Below are 17,390 nucleotides of genomic sequence, written 5' to 3'. Positions count from 1 at the left end.
CCGCTTCAAGCGCCGCCCATTCATATGGCGAATAGAGGACCAACTCCTTGAGTTGGCGCTTTGAAAGTATCCTCATCACGATGTCTCCATGATCGAAGAGCATCGCGATGCCCAGGTTACGACTTAGCCTAGGTCCACTCAGCTTAGGTGGTACTAGCTCTCTGGTCTATGCATCTCTATCAGGGAGCGAATATGAGCCTCGTGGGACGCGTAGGCTTCCTTCATTTCCTCGATGTAGGCATGGCGATTATAGACGGCAGCGACGCCACTGATTGTTCCCGAGACGTGGTTCAGCATCTTCTCGGTCACATGAATTGGCGTTCCCAGCTTTGCCATCGTGCTACTGAATGTCCGGCGTAAGTCGTGGAGCGTGTACGGCGCGATAGCAAGCTCTCGGTCGAATGCGACCTTGGCCTTGGAGAAACCAATGAAAGGTTTCTCATCATCCAACCGGGAAGGGAACAAGAGGTCAATTCCTTCTGGCAAGTCTTCAATGATGGACATCGCCCAGTCTCCAAGAGGAATACTGTGTGGACGCTGGTTTTTCACGAATTCACTTGGATACCGGATCATTTGATCCTCGATCCAGCTGCTGCGCAAACCAACGATTTCACCGCGTCGTTGCCCGGTCAAAATGAGAAGCTGAACGATCGGGCCATACGGCCATCCATACCCCTCAGCGCGATGCCAGACGGCAGCCAATTCAATATCGTTTAGCACCCGCTCCCTTGGTTTGGACTTGAAGGTTAGCGCTGGAGCAGGGGAGACATGCAAGTACCCTCTCCGAACGCACCAATTCATCATCGTGCGGATGGCGACAAACGCATGTTGTTGCTCAGAAGGTGTTGCTCGAAGCGTTTCAATGGGACGGGCAATTTGGTCACGCGTTAGCTCTTGCAGGCTGCCGGAGAAATGGAAATGACGGTGGAGAAGGCGGCGGTATTCGTCAATCGTGCGCGTTTTGGTCCGGGCTTCGGTATCGGCAAGAAATTTGTCGCGGGCTGTCTCAAAAGAAACCTCCGGCAAATCTTGCGAAGGCGTCAGGTCATCAAGCGCAATGTCTGCCTGCGCACGTTTGGCAAGAATGCGGGCTTCTGACAGAGACACGTCGGGATACCGCCCCAGACTTTGGCGACGTCGACCTTTGCCGTAGACGACGACAAACGTCTTTGCACCGCCCTGCGAGACACGCACGCCAAACCCCGGCAAGCCGGGGTCATAGTATGTCTTTTGCCCCCGCTCCGGGGCCTTCAGACGTTTAATCTGTAGGTCCGTTAGGCTCATCTTAGGCTCTCAAATCGCGCCCATATGGGTGGTTTTCAGTGTGCTGCAATGTTCAGAGTATTGCACTTAATGCACTGATTTTCTAGCAATTAAATACAGCCATGAGAAGCTATGAAAATCTAGGATTTCAGATTTGTAATCAGTAGGTCCGCGGTTCGAGTCCGTGTGGGGGCACCATTTAAACTCTTGAAAATGAACAATAAAACGAACGTTCTGCCTTTGGGCGGGCTTGGGTTTTGCAACATTTTTGCAACATGGGCGTGAACGGCAACATCTTTTGCAACCTGATCTAAGTCAGGCTCCGTTTCCATCCTATGCTCCAAATCGGTTTTGCCCCCGTTCTACGCTCGAGGCGCTATAACGGGCGCACTTTGTAGTTGCGTTTGGTCTTGTGTCTGAACGCGAAAACTGGAACAAATAACTATATTTAGTGGCAGATCAAGAAGCCATTACAACGGTTACATGGAGATTGATGATAACGCATGTCCCAAATTTCAGGATTGTTAGAGAGTTTGGGCGCAGAGATTTCGAACGGAAATCATGCGATGGAGGGCTTCATAGATGACCTTCAAATGTTTCATGATCGCCGCACTGACGAAGAGGTGGTGGGCTTAGAAGAGAAGCTCAAAAAAGCTGAAAGAGAAGACCAAATTCAAGACGCTAAAGCAAAATGGGAGTTATTTCAAAAAATGCTCACTCGGCTTCAGCACTACCCGTCTGCTCAAAAACTGTTCGCATATTTTTTGGCTAGAATTAACGATGTATTTGAGAACCATATCTGTCCTTACGCGCATCAGCTTGATCGACAGCAAGTGGATAAGATCATTGAAGAAAAAATAGTGTTGCCTACCATTGCTGATATGGGCAACGGATTCGAGCATTTCACGCTAACTCATGCACATATTCGGGGTATGATCTACTGGTTAGCTGATCGTTGCTTTGTAAGGTGGCATTGATGTATTCGCTTACCTACACGCCTGCATACGATCCATATCACGCTGTATTCCGTCATATTGCCATTTTGAAGGCGGCTAATGATAGATGCATGGCAGCGCGCACACTCCGTGTAGCTGACTTCTTTGTCTGTTTCCCGTGGGTAATCAAAGAGCTTCGTGCACCGAGAAGTATCATCGGCTTCGCGAAGAACCGAAATGCTCTTTTGAAAAAGTATCAACCGTCAGCATACGATTCTCTTCCTGACCCGAGGGTCGTCTTTGAGAGAATGGAGCCGATGCAAATCACAGCAGTGAGCGCAATGCTGGGCGCGAGACTGATCACTAGAGACGAGGGTGGAGCCGAAAACACCTGCCTTCAAGAGGACCGTATCAGTGAAGGGATGACGAAGGCTGCCGATGACTTCCTTTCAGAACATGGTGAATTGCTCAGATTTCTGACAGGAAACCTAACCCAAATAAGTGTTTTCGGTGATGATGGGATTTTTTCGCGGTCTGGCCTCGGGGAGTATAAGTATGACGTTGTTTAACCCAAATATCCAGATCGACCAGCTCACCGTTTTCGCCCGAGGGGCAAGGGTATTTGATGAACAGTTCCATTCTGGGCTTAACATTATCCGAGGTGAAAACAGCTCAGGTAAATCCACCATCATGGATTTTCTATTTTATGCATTGGGTGGTGATCTGCTGGAACACCAGTGGCGTGAGACTGCATTACTCTGCGATACCGTCGTTGCTGGCGTGAAGTTGAACGGATCGGATATTACGCTCCGCCGCAGCATTGAACCGAAAGGTTCGCGACCGATGCAGATTTACTTTGGCCCTATTGAAGAGGCTTTGGAGAAGTCAGAGGACGGGTGGGAAAGCTATTCTTTTAGACGAGGAAAAGCAGATAGTTTTTCTCAAGTTATGTTCAGGCTTTTAGGTCTACCCGAAGTTCAATACGGTGAAGCTAATGCGAAGATCACTATTAACCAAGTCCTCCGACTTCTCTATTCTGACCAACTAAGCTCAGTTGAAAAAATAATGCGGCAGCAACCCTTTGACGATGCGATCACGAGGGAAACCGTCGGCAATTTATTGTTAGGTGCCTTTGACGACAAGTACTATGAGGCTCGGTTGCGACTTCGAGCGGCAGATGTGGAAATCAAGGAGGTGAACTCCCGTATTACTTTTCTCACCCGCACCCATGCCCGTGATGGGCATCCGCTCACCGATGACTGGCTTGCCCAAGAAGAGAAAAATCTGGTGGCCAAATTAGAGGCGATTAACGAAGAGATATTGAGACTTGAAGAGAGTATCTTTAACACACAGTTCGAAGACCGGCTAACTCTGAATGATCAAAACGAGACCTATGCCCGCGTTACGGAACTACAGGAGAAATTAGGAGCGCTAACCGAAGCACGGGATCAGTTGGAGTTGCAAATAGCTGACTCGGCTGCTTTTATCGTTTCTATTGAGCGGAAACTTGATGCGTTACAGCAGTCAAAGGCTGTAGTCGATGAACTAAATGCTTTGGCCTTTGATTTTTGCCCATCGTGCTTTGCCCCCATTGCGGAGATCGAGGTCGAGGGGGCCTGCTCTCTTTGCAAGCAAGCGTCTGATCACGAACGTACTAAGGAGAGGGCACTTCGCCTAATCAATGAGTATGCCCGTCAAAAGCAAAATTCAATTGACCTTCAAGATACTAGAAGAGCTGACTTAACCCGTTTAAACGCTGAAATTGTCAAAACCAACGAGCTTTGGGAACATGCTGGTCGGCACTACAGCGTTTCTCTACGTAGTCCGACAACAGAACTCAGGTCTAAGCTTAGAAAGTTAAACCGAGATGCAGGCTATTTGCAGCGAGAAATAGAAGAGTTAGCTTCAAAAAAGGCGATTATTTCCGAACTCCAAGAAGCACGGCGTCTAAGAGACGCATTGAACTCAGAGATTGGAGAACTCAAAACTCTCATTGATGTCTCGGAGCGCAAGAGCAGGGAGCAAGTTTCACGGGCCAGGCAAAGAGTAGAAAGCGAATGTCTAGATTTTCTCCATGAAGATCTTGAACGACAATCAACGTTTCTGAACGCGGATCGAGTGAATTTCGAATTTGGTGGAGATCGCATCAGTGTGAATGATGAGTCCTATTTCTCTGCAAGTTCGATGGTCTATTTAAGAAACAGTTTTCTAGCAAGTTTTGCTCTTGCAGCTGCCAATGACAAGTCCTTCTTTCACCCAAGATTTCTTTTGATGGATACTGTTGAGGATAAGGGTCTGGAGCCTAAGCGAAGCCAAAACTTTCAGAAGCAACTGCATAGCAAATGCTTGAGCGCCGCTTCTGAAATGCAAGTCATCATTGCGACTTCGATGATAGCAAGTGAACTTGACGTTCCCGAGATTACAGTTGGGGAATACTACACGCATACAAATCGAACATTGAAACTGAATACTCGGTAACAGACGAAATGGCTTCAGCTGGAAAAGAGAGAAAGTGGTTGCCCGAAAGTTGGTTGCAGAAGACATTTAACTGGCGTCTTGTTCGCGGCTTTGGGCAGAGCGCTCCAGCGACACTTTCTATGTCAGCGCCATTCATTGGTTACGCCATCTTGTATCACGTGGAAATTGGAAACTGGCTTGGTGGGCTTGGGGGTTTTCTCGACGAGAAAGGTTCGCCGCAAACTTGTCAGCAAATGATTTCGTTTTCGATGAGACTTAATCTCCTCTACTGCGGGATTTTCATCTTGGGGATAGGGACCATTGTTTACAGGATATTTGCCCCAGAGGAGGTCAAAAGTGCGCGAACGGGCTCTGACTACGTTGTTCAGAATGTCGATATCGTGACTGCACGTAATCTCCGATCAATGTTTGTGACCATTAAATCACGCAGGCCTGAAGCGGTAGATGGGCTTCTTGGTCGCGCCCCGTGGTTGTCACGGGACAAGAGCTTGAAGACGGCTTCCGACGCCTTGAAGCAGGATGAAAGTAATCACATCAAGATAGACGTTCTTAGGAGCTACTATAACGCTCTAGATCGTCATTCAGCTCGCTGGGCGGTGGGCTCGGTAGCCTTCCTATTCTTTGTTGGCTTTGGATTGCTTTCAATTCCTGGAGTCGCGTTTTCGCTTCGCATTCTTTGCACCATTGGACACGATGTAGGCATCCTTGGGTCGCTTCCAGAGTAGAACACGCTGCAAGATTTGTCTGTAGAGGCAACGCGTCTGTTGCGTGGTTACGTAGCCCAGCAAAGGGCACAGACGCCCATCAGCGCGCGATTTTTCGGGGGTGTTTGCCCGCGTCTCGTTGAAGTCGTCGGGCGATGGCACGCTCGCTGTCGATCGGATCGACGGGACGCGCGGCTGTTCTTCCTTTTTAAGTAATTGTCTGCATAACTGTCTGTCATGGATGATTGGCGGAAGAATTTAGACCCGGACGAACTGCGCGAGGTGGACTTAGAAGATCAGCAGATTGCGAAGACAAACGCTGCTCACCTCAAACGCGCGCGCGATGCCATGCGCATGGCCTGCAAGCGCGCTGGTCCCGCGATGCCTAAATGGTTGTCCGTCGCCCAAAAGAAAGAAATGCTTTTGATGTATTTCGCCGCCCAAAAGCTAGGCGAAATACGAGGCGAAAAATTTCAGGTCGATCACATAGTCCCGATCCATGGACGCCACACCGACAACATTAGAGGTGCCGACATTCACTACATCTGCGGCCTCCATATTCCAAAAAACCTGCGCATTATTTTGGCACGGCACAACAGAAAACGCAGCGACAATCTTTATACCGCTGAACCCCTCATAGTGCCTGACGAGGATATTCCCTTCTAATACATTCCGACCAGCTTGCTTACCCGAATGTTCTGCGGTGTCAGGTATTGCGACGCGAAGGCCGCGACGATCAAGGCAATGCCCGTGTCGCCGTGACCTGAGACGTTCCGCGACTGCGTTATGATCTGATTTCCGGCTGCCGTCGTCTGCGTCGTAAACGAGGCCAGGTCTTCTTCGATCTCCTTTCGCATCGCTAGGTCGTGGGCGAATTTTAGGTCGCCCGATGCGAACAGCACGGCAAGGTTCTCAATCATAAGGGTTTTCGACACATTGCAGTACCGACCCGCACGTCGCCACTCCTGACCGCCCGTCATGGTGATCGCCGTATGATCGACTGACTGTTCGTGCAGCATGTCCGACACGACGCGCCCGATGCTAGTGCCGTCGATCACTAGTTCCGATTTACCCCCGAACGGCGGCGCGTTCCGCAAGCGGATCAGGTAGTCAACCACATCGACATAGGACACCCCGCGAAATTTGTCCGCGAAGACGACTGTGCGCTCGCGCGGGCCGAGTTTGACCCGGCTCCCATCGGCAATCGGCAACTGCTGATCCTTGACGACCACGGCAGACGAGAAGTCGTTGGCTTGCCCAAGGTCCGCGCCGACGAAGTATCTGACAAATCCTGTCACTCTCTCGATAGCAGGGTCCATGTTGGTTTCGTTGATCACGCGCCCATCGGGCATGTGGACTAGGTTCAGAATCTCGGGCATATCGCGGCCTCCTGTGATGTGGCGTTCTCAATGGTGGAAAGGTCGAAGTAAGACAGCCCGTCCGACAGAAACTCGCAGGTGACCTCTTGTCGAAAGCGGGTTGCCGAAAGTTGCGACCGCAAGCGTTCGACGCGGGATGCAAGGCGCGGGATTGAAGTGCCGGGAACCTTGATCCTGCGAACGTTGTCCTTCGGTTCAAGGAACAGCGATGCGAATAGGTTGTTCTTTCCAGCGGGCGTGCTGGCATAGAAAGTTTGGCCGTTGTCGCGCAGCATTGGCAGGATTGACACGACGACATCCTCGCCGCCGTTTGCTCCCGGCAGATAGGCCATCTCGTCCACCAGCAGCAGGTCAGCCGTGTAACCCCGGATCGTTGCCCCGGAGGCAGGCACAGCAATGAACCGCCCGCCGTTGCTACATTCAATTTCCGTCTGCGTCGCGCGTTCGACCACGAGGTCCGTCGCGCGCAGATATGCCTGAACCTTGCGGGTGATCTCGCGCGTTTGGCGTTCCGCAGGAGCAACGCAGATGATCGTGCCGCCGCGCTTCAATTCGCGGACGCCGCGTGTCGCGAGGACGCAGGACTTTCCAGCCTGACGGCACACGAGCAGCGCCACGGTCTGCGCGTTCGACGTGATCGCCTCAACCTGCCAAGGATCGACATGGGTGGCGGACGGCACCTCCTGACGCAGGAAGTGCAACATTTCTGCGCCGGGATCGAGGTCGCGTTCGATCAGGCTGCAAAAGTCGTGGAGACCATCAAAAGGCATCGCGACGCTCCGCGAGGCGCATCAGGTGGCACTGCGTGCAATCGCCATGCTCATTGCGCGGCGAGACGTGTCCGCGTTTACACGCCTTGCCCGTGAAAAACAGCTTGCCACCTTCGGCCAGCATCACGCTCCGACAATGCGGCAGACGCGCCCAATCGGCATTGCCCACTTTCGTCGCGACGGCGACCCGGCGACCATATGAGTGCCACCCCTCGAAAACACGATGGGTCATAGGACCGAGTCCTCCTTCGTGACCGACAACACATGGTGGCGCATCCGGCGCAACAGCGGTTCGCGTGCTTCCGGCACCTCGTCGCAGACCTCATTCAGGATGCGCCGGAGCGTGACCCACTCTTTCGATTCCGCGAGGGACACGTTGACCGTCAGATTGGTCGCCAGCTTGCCTTGAAGCTGTGCAATGTCCCTCAAGGTGCGGCGAAGTCCTTCCATCGCTGCCAATGCAAAGTGATCGTCCTCGCTCTGCTCTGCCTTGGTGATCAGGCGTGCGACCCGCTTCGCCAAGGACTCGTAGGTCATGGCAACGTCCATGCGGTCCTGATTGATCACTTCGGTGTCCGCTTCGATGGATGCGACGCGCGTTTCCGCGAGGATCGAACGGCGCATTTCTTCGGTGATTTTCTCGTCCCGATAACGCTGCACCGTCGTGTAATCGACGCCAAGGCGGCGGGCGATCTCGGCCATTGAACGGCGTTCGAGAACGATGTCTTTGATGATCTCGTTCTTGTCCGCACGCATGTCGATGATGGCTTTGCGCCCGGAGTGCTTGTTCCCGCCCTGTGCCATTATCGGGTTTCTCCTTGAACATCGGTTGAGGCTGCGGCGGTGCAGGCAATATCGTCGCGATACCAACGGATGCGGCCACGCAGTGCCGCCCATTCAGAAACAAGGACATCCACCAGATGATCATGAACGCGATTTGCGAACTGTTCCCCGACGCCCGACCCGATCAGGTCGCGGCTCAACTCACCAAAGCTGGCACCTCCAAGGTGGAGTTTCATCATCTGCGCAAGCGCGGCGATTGAGGCATCGCTGCCATTGTCGGCTGGGTCTATCTTGAACAGGTCGTCCCAGACCAGCGACAGGTCACGTCGGGCGTAAATCTCCGTCTCGGGGTCGATGCCGTAGACGACACGGCACGCCCATTCGAGGCAGGCACGGTCCTCAGGAGTCGCTTGCATTGGCTGCGTTCTCCATCATCCGGTGCTTGGTCTGCATGTGCGGGGGCAGGTCGTCGGTCTGCGCCCATGAAACGGGCGTGTAGCCGTTTGCGCGCAGTTGCTTGTATTGCTCTTGGAACTCAGGCGTCCCGAAAATGTCCTTTCGGATATAGGCGCGCTTCGTGTCGTCGTCCTTGATGACCGTCGTGCGGGTGTTTGCGACCTGCGCACGGGGCTGACGCGTCGGATCACCATTGCCTTCGTCGATCACGGTCAGTGTCACACCTGCCTTCTGCGCTGCTTCCTTCGCCGCGCGATACTTGGCCGGGTTGCGGGCGTCCTCGCGGTTCAGACTGTGGGCAGGACGCACGCCTTGGGGATACCAGTTCCCGTCCGGGCCTTTTTCGAGGTTCGCCGCGCGCATCTTCCGTTCGTGGATTTCTTCGTTCGCAATGTCCACGATGGTTTTCTTGGCCGGGGTTTGCGCGGTATTCTCGCGCTTTGTGTCCATCACCTTGTCGAGCAACCTGCTGTTGTGCTTATGGAGGTCATCCATGCGTTTCTGCTGATCGGTGACGGTTTCGGTGAGTTTCGTGACCTGCTGCAAGAGGGCTTGCAGGGCGGCTGTCTGGTCGTCGGGCATGTGATGCTCCTATATGTCTATCCAAAATGAGCGCGACGTGATCGGGACGCCGCGCTCAATCTGGTTTGGACAGATTAGGAGCGACGCAACGCTGCTCTCATGAGATGAATTTATGGGTGCTTGCCCGCGTTGTAGACCGCCAGAACAAGGTGCTGACGCTGTATTTAAGGTCTCGCTGGGCCGTTAGGCGGCGCGCTGCTGCCGGGGCGTTTGCAGGTGCCGCCAACGTTCCCGCAAACGCACAACGGCTGCCGCGTTCCGTTCGAGGGTCGCAGGGGTCGCGTCGGGCGTGGGTGGGGCAAAGTCGTCGCCCTCCATCATCGCCCGCACGCGCGCGGCCAGCACATCGCCATCCCAACCGATCAGGGCGCAGAGGGCGTTCCGGTGTCGTGCATTGCCGCCGGACAGGTCGGTCAGAAACTCGATTGCCCGATCCTGATCCGATTGCGTCGTGAAGGACGCGTTGCTTTCATTTCGGACGGTGACGAACAGGTCTCGGTAGGCCTGCATCAAGATCGTCGTCACCAAGGCTGCTTCCGGCGGTTGTGACTGGTCGGGCAGCATCAGCGTCAGGCGTTCAACTGGCTCGCGATGGGCATGATCCAGCGCCACGGAATATCGACCTGCCCCGGCCCAGACGTGACGCGCACGCCGTTGTCTGTCGGATAGACCATGTAGTCGGGCGACTGATCGACCGGGGCGGCGCTCGGGTTAGTGACGAGGGTTGTGAGCTGGTCACCCAAGGAGGCTGCGTTTACGACTTTCAGGGTCGTCGAGTTGGCCGTTGTGGTGACGGTGATGGTCGCGGTCGAGCCGCTGGTGGCTGCTTGGTAGGTCAATGTGTGATCCTTCTGCGATGTGCGCACCCAAGGGGAGCAGGAATGTCGAACCTCCCTTGGGCGCGCGGTTTCATCACAGGGTCCGACAGTTGATGTGTATCGCCTTGCTTTGGGGCGGATGTGGACAGAACGAGGTGGAGCCTCGGAAGAATGAGGTGCTGTGCGGGTTAGTGCGTCTAAGCGCGTCACAGACGGGCAGTTGCGCGTGGCAGGCATAATGGTCGGTTTCGACCAAGACGCCCGCGTGCGCCCCAGCAGATCGCGTCGCTGATACACCAGCGGGTGAAGGCGTCGATTGCATGTGCGACGGCATGGTCATTGTGCCGATATTCTAGTGACCTTTTCGGTGGGTTATTTGCCTATGTTGCAAAGCGCGTTGCAAAAACTGGCTAACCGCTTGAGGAATAAGTGCAGAACTACTGATTACTTATCAGTAGGGCTGGATTGACCGCGTTAGCTGCGAGCCAGTCGCAACAAGAAGGTGGAGATTTCGAGGGGAGATCGGCAGGCCCATGATCGACGCGACGCCCGAGGCATGTCACCCCATGTCACCCAAGATCGACGGTGACATACGGAAAACGCTTAGTTTTCAACGTCGTCTGTCAGTATGTCAGTTATGTCAGTATAATAATAGTAGCAGCAAAACGCCCTGTTTGACGCGCAGCCGTTGGCAAATAAGCACGCGTCACAGATCAACGATTTACCCCCGTCATCCGTGACATAGGTGACATAAACCGCGTAACCGATTAGCATAATTACAAAAAAACCATGTCACCCCCCGACATAACTTTCGACCCCCGTGACATAAAACGAAAAAGGCGACACCGAAGTGCCGCCTATCTCGATCCTTATTCAGCACGTCTTTGATCAGAACGACGGATCGCCGTTGAACTTCTCGGTCTGTGCTGGCTCCCAAACACGCCATCCATTCCGGCTATCAACATCAACACCAAACTCCGCAGGGTCCACGTCGCCAAAGTCGATTGGCTCGTCGTCCTCGCCGTAAGTGCGCATCGTGATCCGCGACACCGCAGCCCGAAACTCGACGAGTGCGCCAAGTTCATAGCCGCGCTGCTGCTTTTCCATCATAGGTGTCGCCGACGCGTCGCCATTCATATCCGTGTAGGTATGAGTCCTTTCGCAGAACATAGCCTTGCGAGACTTCTTTGCTTGCGGGATCAAGTCGAGCAGTTTGTTGGCGATCTCCTCTGGCGACATGTTGCGACCACCCACCTGATGCACCTGTTGAGCCAAGGTCTTGTTCGATATTACGCCCGCTGCTTTCCGGTCATGGGGAATTACACCGCGTTCTGCGATCTCATGCAGCACAGCGACGACAGGATCCGACGCCACCTTATCGCGCGCCTTTGCCTCCGTGCCATAACCGAACGTCAGAGCCTGCCTGTCCACTGCGTAGTCGAGCAAGTAGCGCAGCACGATACCTGGGCCGTCGTCTGACCGCATGAAGGCATGATAAGGCTCCCAGAAGGCATATGCGGCCTGCTGTCCGTCGCGGGTCGTCATGTCGAAGGGTTGCGCGACTTCGACCACTGTCCACCGCCTATCGTCGAAGTCGATATGCACGGCTTGGGACTCGTTCGTGCTGGCGATTAGACGGTGAACATTCTTGGCCTGCACGGTAGCTTTGAACTTCTCCTCATAGGTCCATGATGGCGACGAGATGAACGACTTGAGTTTCGCCGCCGTCGCCTGTGAACCGTGGAAGATCGACTCCTCGGCTGCGATGAACGTCGCGCCGAAGATTGAACGGTTAAAGCGCGAGAACAGCCGCTCCGACTCTTGCACCTTCTGGACATATCGCTCGCCAAAGATCGGCGTCAGGATACGTTCTTGCAGGAACGACTTGCCGCCGCCCTGCCGCCCGCGCAACGCGAGTGCCGTTGGTGGCGACGGGTCTGTTGGATTCTGCACGGCATCCGCAAGCCACATTGTCACCCAGTGAGTGAGGCCTTCGTCGCCCGAGCAAAGCACGTCCCGCACATATGACTCGAACACTGACACGTCGCCATCCTTCGGTGCGACGGCGAAGCCGCGCCAGACGTTGTATGCAGGCCCGTCATAGTCGACAGGCTCGCACACCACCCCTTTGAACCGCGCATGATCGGGATCGCGCAGCCATAGTTGCGCCAAAGGAAACGAAGCCTTGCCGAGCCGCACCACTTGGTCAGACGTTTCGTCGAACAGCATCTGCTTTACGAACGTGGTGAACTCAGCTGCTTCCTTGTCGATATACTCCACGGTGCCGTTGATCGTGATTTTCGACCATCGACGATTGAACTTTTCGACCCGCCGATAGTGCAGCGGCGTCGGCGTGCCTTTTTCCAGCTTCTTCGTCCGTTTCAAGATGTTCTTGATCTCGGATTCTGGTGACGGTCCATCGGCAAACAGGTGATGAAAATTCGCATCGCCGTTCAGCCGTCGAAGTTCAGCCTCTAACTCGCTATCGGGCCAGCCTCGCGTCTGCATGGATGCCGCGAGGCGCATCAGCAGATCATTCCGTCCCGCAGGATTGTCAGGCACCTTATAGCCGATGTCTGACGGATCGAGCGTGGGCGTCTCCGTGGACATCTGCGCCATCGTATCGGCGTCGATACGGCAATGGGCGTCTATGTGCGTGAGCGCCTCGCTGTGGACCGTGTCGTCGGTATAAGTGACGAGCCGCCCGTCAGTGCCCAACTGGAACACGCAGTGCCGCTGCGTGCCGTGCAAAGGCAGATTGACGCTAGTCGGATCATCGCCCGGATTTACGACCGTCTGCGACTCCTTCGGGAACACCTCTGTCTTGTCGCGCACCTTCTTGGGAAGCCGCTTGCGCAGCGATACCAGATAGTCGTGCATGACGCGCGCCCGAACAGGCTCCGTCGTGAACACATAGACATGGATGCCCATCGACTTGGTTCTGAAACATGCACAGATTGCGCGCAACTGTGCGGGCAGTTTCTGAACCTCGACTTCCGGCATGTCATACCAGTCGATGTCCAGCACGCCGAACGTGCAGGTGCTATCGTCGCGCACGGGCGAAACGCCGATGGAAACGCCACCGCCGGAAAGGTGCGCTTGCGCAAGTTCTGGCGTTAGAGGCCCATCGCGTTTCTGGGTCGCCGCGCCAATTTTGCCCGAGTCGTTCTTTTTCGCACCACGGGCGTCTGTGATAATATGCCGTTCCGCATTTCCGTCCCAAAGGCGCAGAAACAGTTCGGCGTTTTCTTTCTCAATCTTGTCCATACCAATTCAGGTTGGACCCGCATCAATGGTTCATCGTCGAACGGCGTCCGTCCATAAACGAGTTATAGCGCAAGTCGCTTTTGTCAGTGTTGTCCAAACGTGAACCAGTGGGGCGGGCCTTAAACCTGCCCCACTTCTTTTTGCTTCGCCCATTCCATGACCTGCAACAGGTCATAGCGCACAGTCCGCTGGCTGAAATACATCGCAGGCGGAGAGTCGCCGCGCTTCTTCATTTCATAGAACGACCGCTCGCAAATTTGCAGGAAGTCGCAAACTTGCAGCGGCGTCATAACGCGGGGATGGTTCAAGCGGGTTTCGAGTTCTTCAATGCGCGACTCGAGCGCGCAGATTTGGTCCTTAGACATATCAACGGTTCTTTCTGTCCAAACGTGAACAGGCGGGCCATGTTGCGCTCTTCGCGCCCGTTGATATTTCGGCTTAACCCTCACATTCAGGCGCCGATCCCCTGAACGATATGCTGCGGCCCACCACTATGGTGCGCGACGTCTCACGACGTTGCATTGGCGCATCCGAAACATAGTGTCGGAATAGTTAAGAAACAATGTCGAAAGCAGGTTCTACCTTAATTCGCTGCAAGATGATCTTTTCGATGTCTTCGGGCGCGCGGTGATTGCCCATGCGCTTCATGTATTTCATCAGCATGTCGTTGCCCTTGCCGCCCGACACGTCGCCGCGCAGGTAGTGGATCACATAGTCGGGCAGGAACGCCTCAGCGCCTGCCTGCATGAAATGTCGCCGGGTGTCGTGCTGGCTTAGGATCAGAACGCGCGTATCGTCGATGGTCGCGGACAGCACGTCAAGCTGGTCGATATGCCCCGTCTTCGAATGTGCGGGGAATACGAAGTCGGAACCACCGCCACGGATTGCAGTCAACGCGCGGGCAACGGTGTCGCAGATGGGAAGCGTGCGGGCGAGCTTGTTCTTCATCTTCGGGAGGTGGATCGTCCGCATCTGTAGGTCGACCTGATCCCAGCGAAGCGAGCGGACGTTGCCCGCACGGATGCCCGTGAACAGCATCACGATCCAAGCTGTGCGGCGCAGCGCGTTGTCGACCTTCATGATCGCATCCCACATGGGCGACCAGTCGTCCTCGTCGAGACCGTGTGCCGCGCACGCGACCGTCCACTTCGTTTCTGTTTCGCCGGAACTCGGCGCACGCACTTTCTTGCCAGAAACAGGGTTCGGGACGTTGGCGTAGTTAAAGGCAGAGCCGAGCGCCGTGCGCACATGTCGGGCCGTTGCCTTCATGCCGTCCTTCGCAAGGCCGTTCACCACATCTTGCACGCGTGCGGAGGTCACATCGGCAACGTGCAGTTTCAGAATGTCGGGGGCATGTCGTTCCAGCTTGGCCGTCATGTCGGCGCGGTGCTTGTCGGACATCGACCCCATTGCCTGTGACGTGTCACAGTGCTTCTCCCAGCCGTCACGCACCGTTGTGATGTCCGGGCTGGTGCGCACCTGCTTAGTCTTGGTGTCGCCTTGCTTGCTCGCCTGCGTGGCATCCATATCGGGGAACGCGCCGACCTTAATCGACTTCACTTTGCCACCGACCCGCTTTTTCAGATACCAAGTCGAACGCCGTTTGCCGACGTTCAGATATAGGCCCGGAAAGCGGTCGCCATCATGACGATACATGCCCGGTGGCGCTTTCAGTAATTTCGCGTTCTTCGTGAAGTCGATTGCAGCAGTCATCTATCCATCTCCGTTTTTGCAACGTTTTTTGCAACAGACGAGTTCACTAAGACGCATTCTGGCGCAGTGTCAACCGACTGATTATCGTTGCAAAAATAGATAACTACATGTTTTTACTGATTAAGCGCACCAACGTGCGCCAACTGTATAAATATCAGTTTGTGATTTGTAATCAGTAGGTCCGCGGTTCGAGTCCGTGTGGGGGCACCACTCTTCAATCCGAAGACATCCCAAGACATCCTGAATTTCCAGTTTTATAAGGGGATTGCGGTACCCGTTGGTCCAAAGCCGTGCGGCTTGGTCCGGTATCATCTACCCCCATTGGGGGTAGTTCCGGGGGTATCGCGTGAGAAGCGCTGGATAGGATACCCCCACAATGCCCCTGAGCGACGCGCAGATTCGCGGCCTGAAGTCAAAGGAGAAGCCCTACAAGGTTTCCGACTTCGAAGGCCTTTATCTCGACATCCGGCCAAGCGGCTCGAAGCTCTGGAGGTTGAAGTATCGCTTCGGCGGGAAGGAGAAATTGCTGGCGCTGGGCGCTTATCCGGCTGTAGGCCTCGCGGACGCGCGGACGCGCGGACGCGCGGAAGGCCAAGGACGCCGCTCGCACCATTTTGGCTTCGGGACGCGACCCAAGCGCAGCGAAACAGGAAGAGAAACGCGAGACGCTGAAAACGACCGAGCAGACCTTTGCCAATTTTGCAGATCGGTTCATCGACAAGGCAAGGCGTGAGGGGCGCGCACCGGCTACTATGGCAAAGACGGAATGGCTTTTGGACAAGGCGAAGGCGGAGTTTGGGTCTCGCTCGATTGCGGAAATCACCGCCCCCGATATCCTCGTCGCGCTGCGAAAGGTCGAGGCGAAGGGAAACTATGAAACCGCAAAACGCTTGCGGTCCAAGATCGGCGGTGTCTTTCGGTATGCAGGCGCGAACGGCGCGGCGGAGAGTGATCCAACATACGCTCTGCAAGATGCGCTGATCCGACCCAAGGTGAAGGCGCGCGCGGCGATTACCGACCCAAAGGGTTTCGGAGCCTTATTGCGCGCCATCGACGGTTTTCGCGGTCAACGAACAACGAGGATCGGCCTTCAACTCTTGGCGCTGTTGGCCCAGCGCCCCGGAGAGTCGCGCCACGCAAAATGGACCGACATCGACACCTTGAAGGCAATCTGGTCAATACCAGCGGAACAGATGAAAATGCGACGTGCGCACGACGTGCCCCTAGCCGCACAGGCTTTGGCACTAATTGCGGAATTACGGGACATCACCGGCGCAGGTGAGTTTCTATTCCCAAGCCTGCGCTCGTATCAACGCCCAATGAGCGAAAACACCCTGAACGCGGCGCTACGCCGGATCGGTTACACCGGTGAGGAAATGACCGCCCACGGTTTCCGTGCAACGTTCTCGACGCTGGCCAATGAGAGCGGCCTTTGGCACCCGGACGCGATTGAACGGCAGTTGGCGCATGTTGAGGGCAACGCGGTGCGGCGAGCCTATGCGCGAGGCCTTCATTGGGATGAACGTGTGAGGATGGCCGATTGGTGGGCTGGATATCTGGAAGAACTCAAGGCAGGCTAAGTGTCGATTCTTCGGAGACCGCCCTTTGGCCACAGCAGACACCCGCAACATCATGATCGACAAGTTGCTCGTCAGTTTCTTGGGCGACTTGTACGATTGGAAAGCTCCTTACCTGAAGCATGAAATCGGCCCCACCAGCCCAAGAGTTTTCGAGCCGTTCGAGAAGCATTTGGTCTCGACCAGAAACACTATACGAGAAATGCTTGAAGCCTTGAGCGTTGCTCAGCTCGAAGCGGCCAATCGCGAGGGAACCTTTAACTTGGGCGAGGTTTCCAAGACTATCGAGGCCAAAATTGCACAACTGAGGCGAAGAATGCCCGTCTGGCTGTCGCAAGGGTTTGGTTGCAGTTCAGTCGCGGCAGACTACTCCTATTGGGTAACTGTCAGCGAATACAGCCTTCCAGAGGCAGTAAGCATATCGTTGGGAATGGAACCACATCATTTGCCTGAGGCGCTTCAGTCCAGAGCGGCGGCGTTGAGCGATCCGACAAAAACAAACGACGCGATGTTCTTTTTAGGTCGCCGGGTCAGAATGCTTCAAGGTCATTTTCCGACTGGATGGGATGGCTACGGAAGCATTTCGCTTGGCCGCCAAAAAGGGGGGCGTGGTCGCCTGATCGGTCGCACCAAGGGCGGCATGAACACGAAGCTGCACGCCATTT

The 17,390-nt window shown here is 54.9% G+C and carries 19 protein-coding genes and 1 pseudogene; 8 read left to right on the top strand and 12 right to left on the bottom strand.

Annotated elements, in window-relative coordinates:
- Positions 1–153: 153 nt before the first annotated feature.
- Positions 154–1,284, bottom strand: coding sequence for a tyrosine-type recombinase/integrase (locus ACOYQJ_RS21940; protein WP_422908105.1), 1,131 nt, complete (start codon positions 1,282–1,284; stop codon positions 154–156).
- 482 nt (positions 1,285–1,766) lie between these two features.
- Here ACOYQJ_RS21940 and ACOYQJ_RS21935 point away from each other — a divergent pair, with 482 nt between their 5' ends.
- The 5 genes from ACOYQJ_RS21935 (at position 1,767) to ACOYQJ_RS21915 (ending at position 6,046) form a co-directional block, all read left to right on the top strand.
- Positions 1,767–2,240, top strand: coding sequence for an ABC-three component system protein (locus ACOYQJ_RS21935; RefSeq protein ID WP_422908104.1), 474 nt, complete (start codon positions 1,767–1,769; stop codon positions 2,238–2,240).
- Entirely contained in the window at positions 2,240–2,767 is a 528-nt protein-coding gene (locus ACOYQJ_RS21930) for an ABC-three component system middle component 5 (RefSeq protein WP_422908103.1), read from the top strand. Before ACOYQJ_RS21935 ends, ACOYQJ_RS21930 begins: the two co-directional genes overlap by 1 nt.
- Entirely contained in the window at positions 2,754–4,676 is a 1,923-nt protein-coding gene (locus ACOYQJ_RS21925; RefSeq protein ID WP_422908102.1) for an AAA family ATPase, read from the top strand. Before ACOYQJ_RS21930 ends, ACOYQJ_RS21925 begins: the two co-directional genes overlap by 14 nt.
- An 8-nt stretch (positions 4,677–4,684) precedes the next feature.
- On the top strand, positions 4,685–5,401 hold the full coding sequence (locus ACOYQJ_RS21920; protein ID WP_422908101.1) for a hypothetical protein: 717 nt from the start codon (positions 4,685–4,687) through the stop codon (positions 5,399–5,401).
- A 216-nt stretch (positions 5,402–5,617) separates the two neighbouring features.
- Positions 5,618–6,046, top strand: a complete 429-nt coding sequence (locus tag ACOYQJ_RS21915) for a hypothetical protein (protein WP_422908100.1) — start codon at positions 5,618–5,620, stop codon at positions 6,044–6,046.
- Here the strand turns inward: ACOYQJ_RS21915 and ACOYQJ_RS21910 are convergent.
- From ACOYQJ_RS21910 to ACOYQJ_RS21860, 11 genes are all read right to left on the bottom strand, one after another.
- On the bottom strand, positions 6,043–6,759 hold the full coding sequence (locus ACOYQJ_RS21910; RefSeq protein ID WP_422908099.1) for a hypothetical protein: 717 nt from the start codon (positions 6,757–6,759) through the stop codon (positions 6,043–6,045). The genes ACOYQJ_RS21915 and ACOYQJ_RS21910 overlap by 4 nt on opposite strands.
- Entirely contained in the window at positions 6,744–7,529 is a 786-nt protein-coding gene (locus tag ACOYQJ_RS21905) for a terminase large subunit domain-containing protein (protein ID WP_422908098.1), read from the bottom strand. The genes ACOYQJ_RS21910 and ACOYQJ_RS21905 overlap by 16 nt, the downstream gene beginning before the upstream one ends.
- Positions 7,519–7,761, bottom strand: coding sequence for a hypothetical protein (locus ACOYQJ_RS21900; protein ID WP_422908097.1), 243 nt, complete (start codon positions 7,759–7,761; stop codon positions 7,519–7,521). Before ACOYQJ_RS21900 ends, ACOYQJ_RS21905 begins: the two co-directional genes overlap by 11 nt.
- Positions 7,758–8,333, bottom strand: coding sequence for a hypothetical protein (locus ACOYQJ_RS21895; protein ID WP_422908096.1), 576 nt, complete (start codon positions 8,331–8,333; stop codon positions 7,758–7,760). Before ACOYQJ_RS21895 ends, ACOYQJ_RS21900 begins: the two co-directional genes overlap by 4 nt.
- On the bottom strand, positions 8,333–8,728 hold the full coding sequence (locus ACOYQJ_RS21890) for a hypothetical protein (protein ID WP_422908095.1): 396 nt from the start codon (positions 8,726–8,728) through the stop codon (positions 8,333–8,335). Before ACOYQJ_RS21890 ends, ACOYQJ_RS21895 begins: the two co-directional genes overlap by 1 nt.
- Positions 8,712–9,350, bottom strand: a complete 639-nt coding sequence (locus tag ACOYQJ_RS21885; protein WP_422908094.1) for a hypothetical protein — start codon at positions 9,348–9,350, stop codon at positions 8,712–8,714. Before ACOYQJ_RS21885 ends, ACOYQJ_RS21890 begins: the two co-directional genes overlap by 17 nt.
- A gap of 183 nt (positions 9,351–9,533) precedes the next feature.
- The gene (locus ACOYQJ_RS21880; protein ID WP_422908093.1) at positions 9,534–9,962 is read right to left on the bottom strand and encodes a hypothetical protein; all 429 of its coding nucleotides are present in this window, start codon (positions 9,960–9,962) and stop codon (positions 9,534–9,536) included.
- Positions 9,920–10,189 (bottom strand): hypothetical protein, encoded by a 270-nt coding sequence (locus ACOYQJ_RS21875; protein WP_422908092.1) that lies wholly within the window; start codon positions 10,187–10,189, stop codon positions 9,920–9,922. Before ACOYQJ_RS21875 ends, ACOYQJ_RS21880 begins: the two co-directional genes overlap by 43 nt.
- An 867-nt stretch (positions 10,190–11,056) precedes the next feature.
- A complete protein-coding gene (locus ACOYQJ_RS21870) occupies positions 11,057–13,435 on the bottom strand; it encodes a DUF5906 domain-containing protein (RefSeq protein ID WP_422908091.1) in 2,379 nt (792 codons plus the stop codon).
- A 119-nt stretch (positions 13,436–13,554) separates the two neighbouring features.
- On the bottom strand, positions 13,555–13,800 hold the full coding sequence (locus ACOYQJ_RS21865; RefSeq protein ID WP_422908090.1) for a helix-turn-helix transcriptional regulator: 246 nt from the start codon (positions 13,798–13,800) through the stop codon (positions 13,555–13,557).
- 187 nt (positions 13,801–13,987) lie between these two features.
- A complete protein-coding gene (locus ACOYQJ_RS21860) occupies positions 13,988–15,148 on the bottom strand; it encodes a tyrosine-type recombinase/integrase (RefSeq protein WP_422908089.1) in 1,161 nt (386 codons plus the stop codon).
- A gap of 376 nt (positions 15,149–15,524) precedes the next feature.
- Here ACOYQJ_RS21860 and ACOYQJ_RS21855 point away from each other — a divergent pair, with 376 nt between their 5' ends.
- From ACOYQJ_RS21855 to ACOYQJ_RS21845, 3 genes and pseudogenes are all read left to right on the top strand, one after another.
- Positions 15,525–15,881, top strand: coding sequence for an Arm DNA-binding domain-containing protein (locus ACOYQJ_RS21855; RefSeq protein WP_422908088.1), 357 nt, complete (start codon positions 15,525–15,527; stop codon positions 15,879–15,881).
- The gene (locus ACOYQJ_RS21850; protein WP_422908087.1) at positions 15,763–16,728 is read left to right on the top strand and encodes a tyrosine-type recombinase/integrase; all 966 of its coding nucleotides are present in this window, start codon (positions 15,763–15,765) and stop codon (positions 16,726–16,728) included. The genes ACOYQJ_RS21855 and ACOYQJ_RS21850 overlap by 119 nt, the downstream gene beginning before the upstream one ends.
- 580 nt (positions 16,729–17,308) lie before the next feature.
- Positions 17,309–17,390, top strand: a pseudogene (locus tag ACOYQJ_RS21845) (IS5/IS1182 family transposase); the annotation flags it as partial.

Origin of the sequence: Pacificoceanicola algae, assembly GCF_049341065.1 — a bacterium.
GTDB lineage: Bacteria > Pseudomonadota > Alphaproteobacteria > Rhodobacterales > Rhodobacteraceae > Pacificoceanicola.
The sequence above is the reverse complement of the archived record's forward strand: the minus strand, read 5'-3'. Positions and strand labels throughout refer to the sequence as shown.

Bases quoted from the DNA above. Each gene is read 5' to 3' on its own strand.
- ACOYQJ_RS21900 (WP_422908097.1), bottom strand. From the start codon at position 7,761: ATGACCCATCGTGTTTTCGAGGGGTGGCACTCATATGGTCGCCGGGTC.
- ACOYQJ_RS21865 (WP_422908090.1), bottom strand. From the start codon at position 13,800: ATGTCTAAGGACCAAATCTGCGCGCTCGAGTCGCGCATTGAAGAACTC.
- ACOYQJ_RS21905 (WP_422908098.1), bottom strand. From the start codon at position 7,529: ATGCCTTTTGATGGTCTCCACGACTTTTGCAGCCTGATCGAACGCGAC.
- ACOYQJ_RS21935 (WP_422908104.1), top strand. From the start codon at position 1,767: ATGTCCCAAATTTCAGGATTGTTAGAGAGTTTGGGCGCAGAGATTTCG.
- ACOYQJ_RS21860 (WP_422908089.1), bottom strand. From the start codon at position 15,148: ATGACTGCTGCAATCGACTTCACGAAGAACGCGAAATTACTGAAAGCG.
- ACOYQJ_RS21870 (WP_422908091.1), bottom strand. From the start codon at position 13,435: ATGGACAAGATTGAGAAAGAAAACGCCGAACTGTTTCTGCGCCTTTGG.
- ACOYQJ_RS21940 (WP_422908105.1), bottom strand. From the start codon at position 1,284: ATGAGCCTAACGGACCTACAGATTAAACGTCTGAAGGCCCCGGAGCGG.
- ACOYQJ_RS21885 (WP_422908094.1), bottom strand. From the start codon at position 9,350: ATGCCCGACGACCAGACAGCCGCCCTGCAAGCCCTCTTGCAGCAGGTC.
- ACOYQJ_RS21925 (WP_422908102.1), top strand. From the start codon at position 2,754: ATGACGTTGTTTAACCCAAATATCCAGATCGACCAGCTCACCGTTTTC.
- ACOYQJ_RS21890 (WP_422908095.1), bottom strand. From the start codon at position 8,728: ATGCAAGCGACTCCTGAGGACCGTGCCTGCCTCGAATGGGCGTGCCGT.
- ACOYQJ_RS21910 (WP_422908099.1), bottom strand. From the start codon at position 6,759: ATGCCCGAGATTCTGAACCTAGTCCACATGCCCGATGGGCGCGTGATC.
- ACOYQJ_RS21855 (WP_422908088.1), top strand. From the start codon at position 15,525: ATGCCCCTGAGCGACGCGCAGATTCGCGGCCTGAAGTCAAAGGAGAAG.
- ACOYQJ_RS21920 (WP_422908101.1), top strand. From the start codon at position 4,685: ATGGCTTCAGCTGGAAAAGAGAGAAAGTGGTTGCCCGAAAGTTGGTTG.
- ACOYQJ_RS21895 (WP_422908096.1), bottom strand. From the start codon at position 8,333: ATGGCACAGGGCGGGAACAAGCACTCCGGGCGCAAAGCCATCATCGAC.
- ACOYQJ_RS21930 (WP_422908103.1), top strand. From the start codon at position 2,240: ATGTATTCGCTTACCTACACGCCTGCATACGATCCATATCACGCTGTA.
- ACOYQJ_RS21915 (WP_422908100.1), top strand. From the start codon at position 5,618: ATGGATGATTGGCGGAAGAATTTAGACCCGGACGAACTGCGCGAGGTG.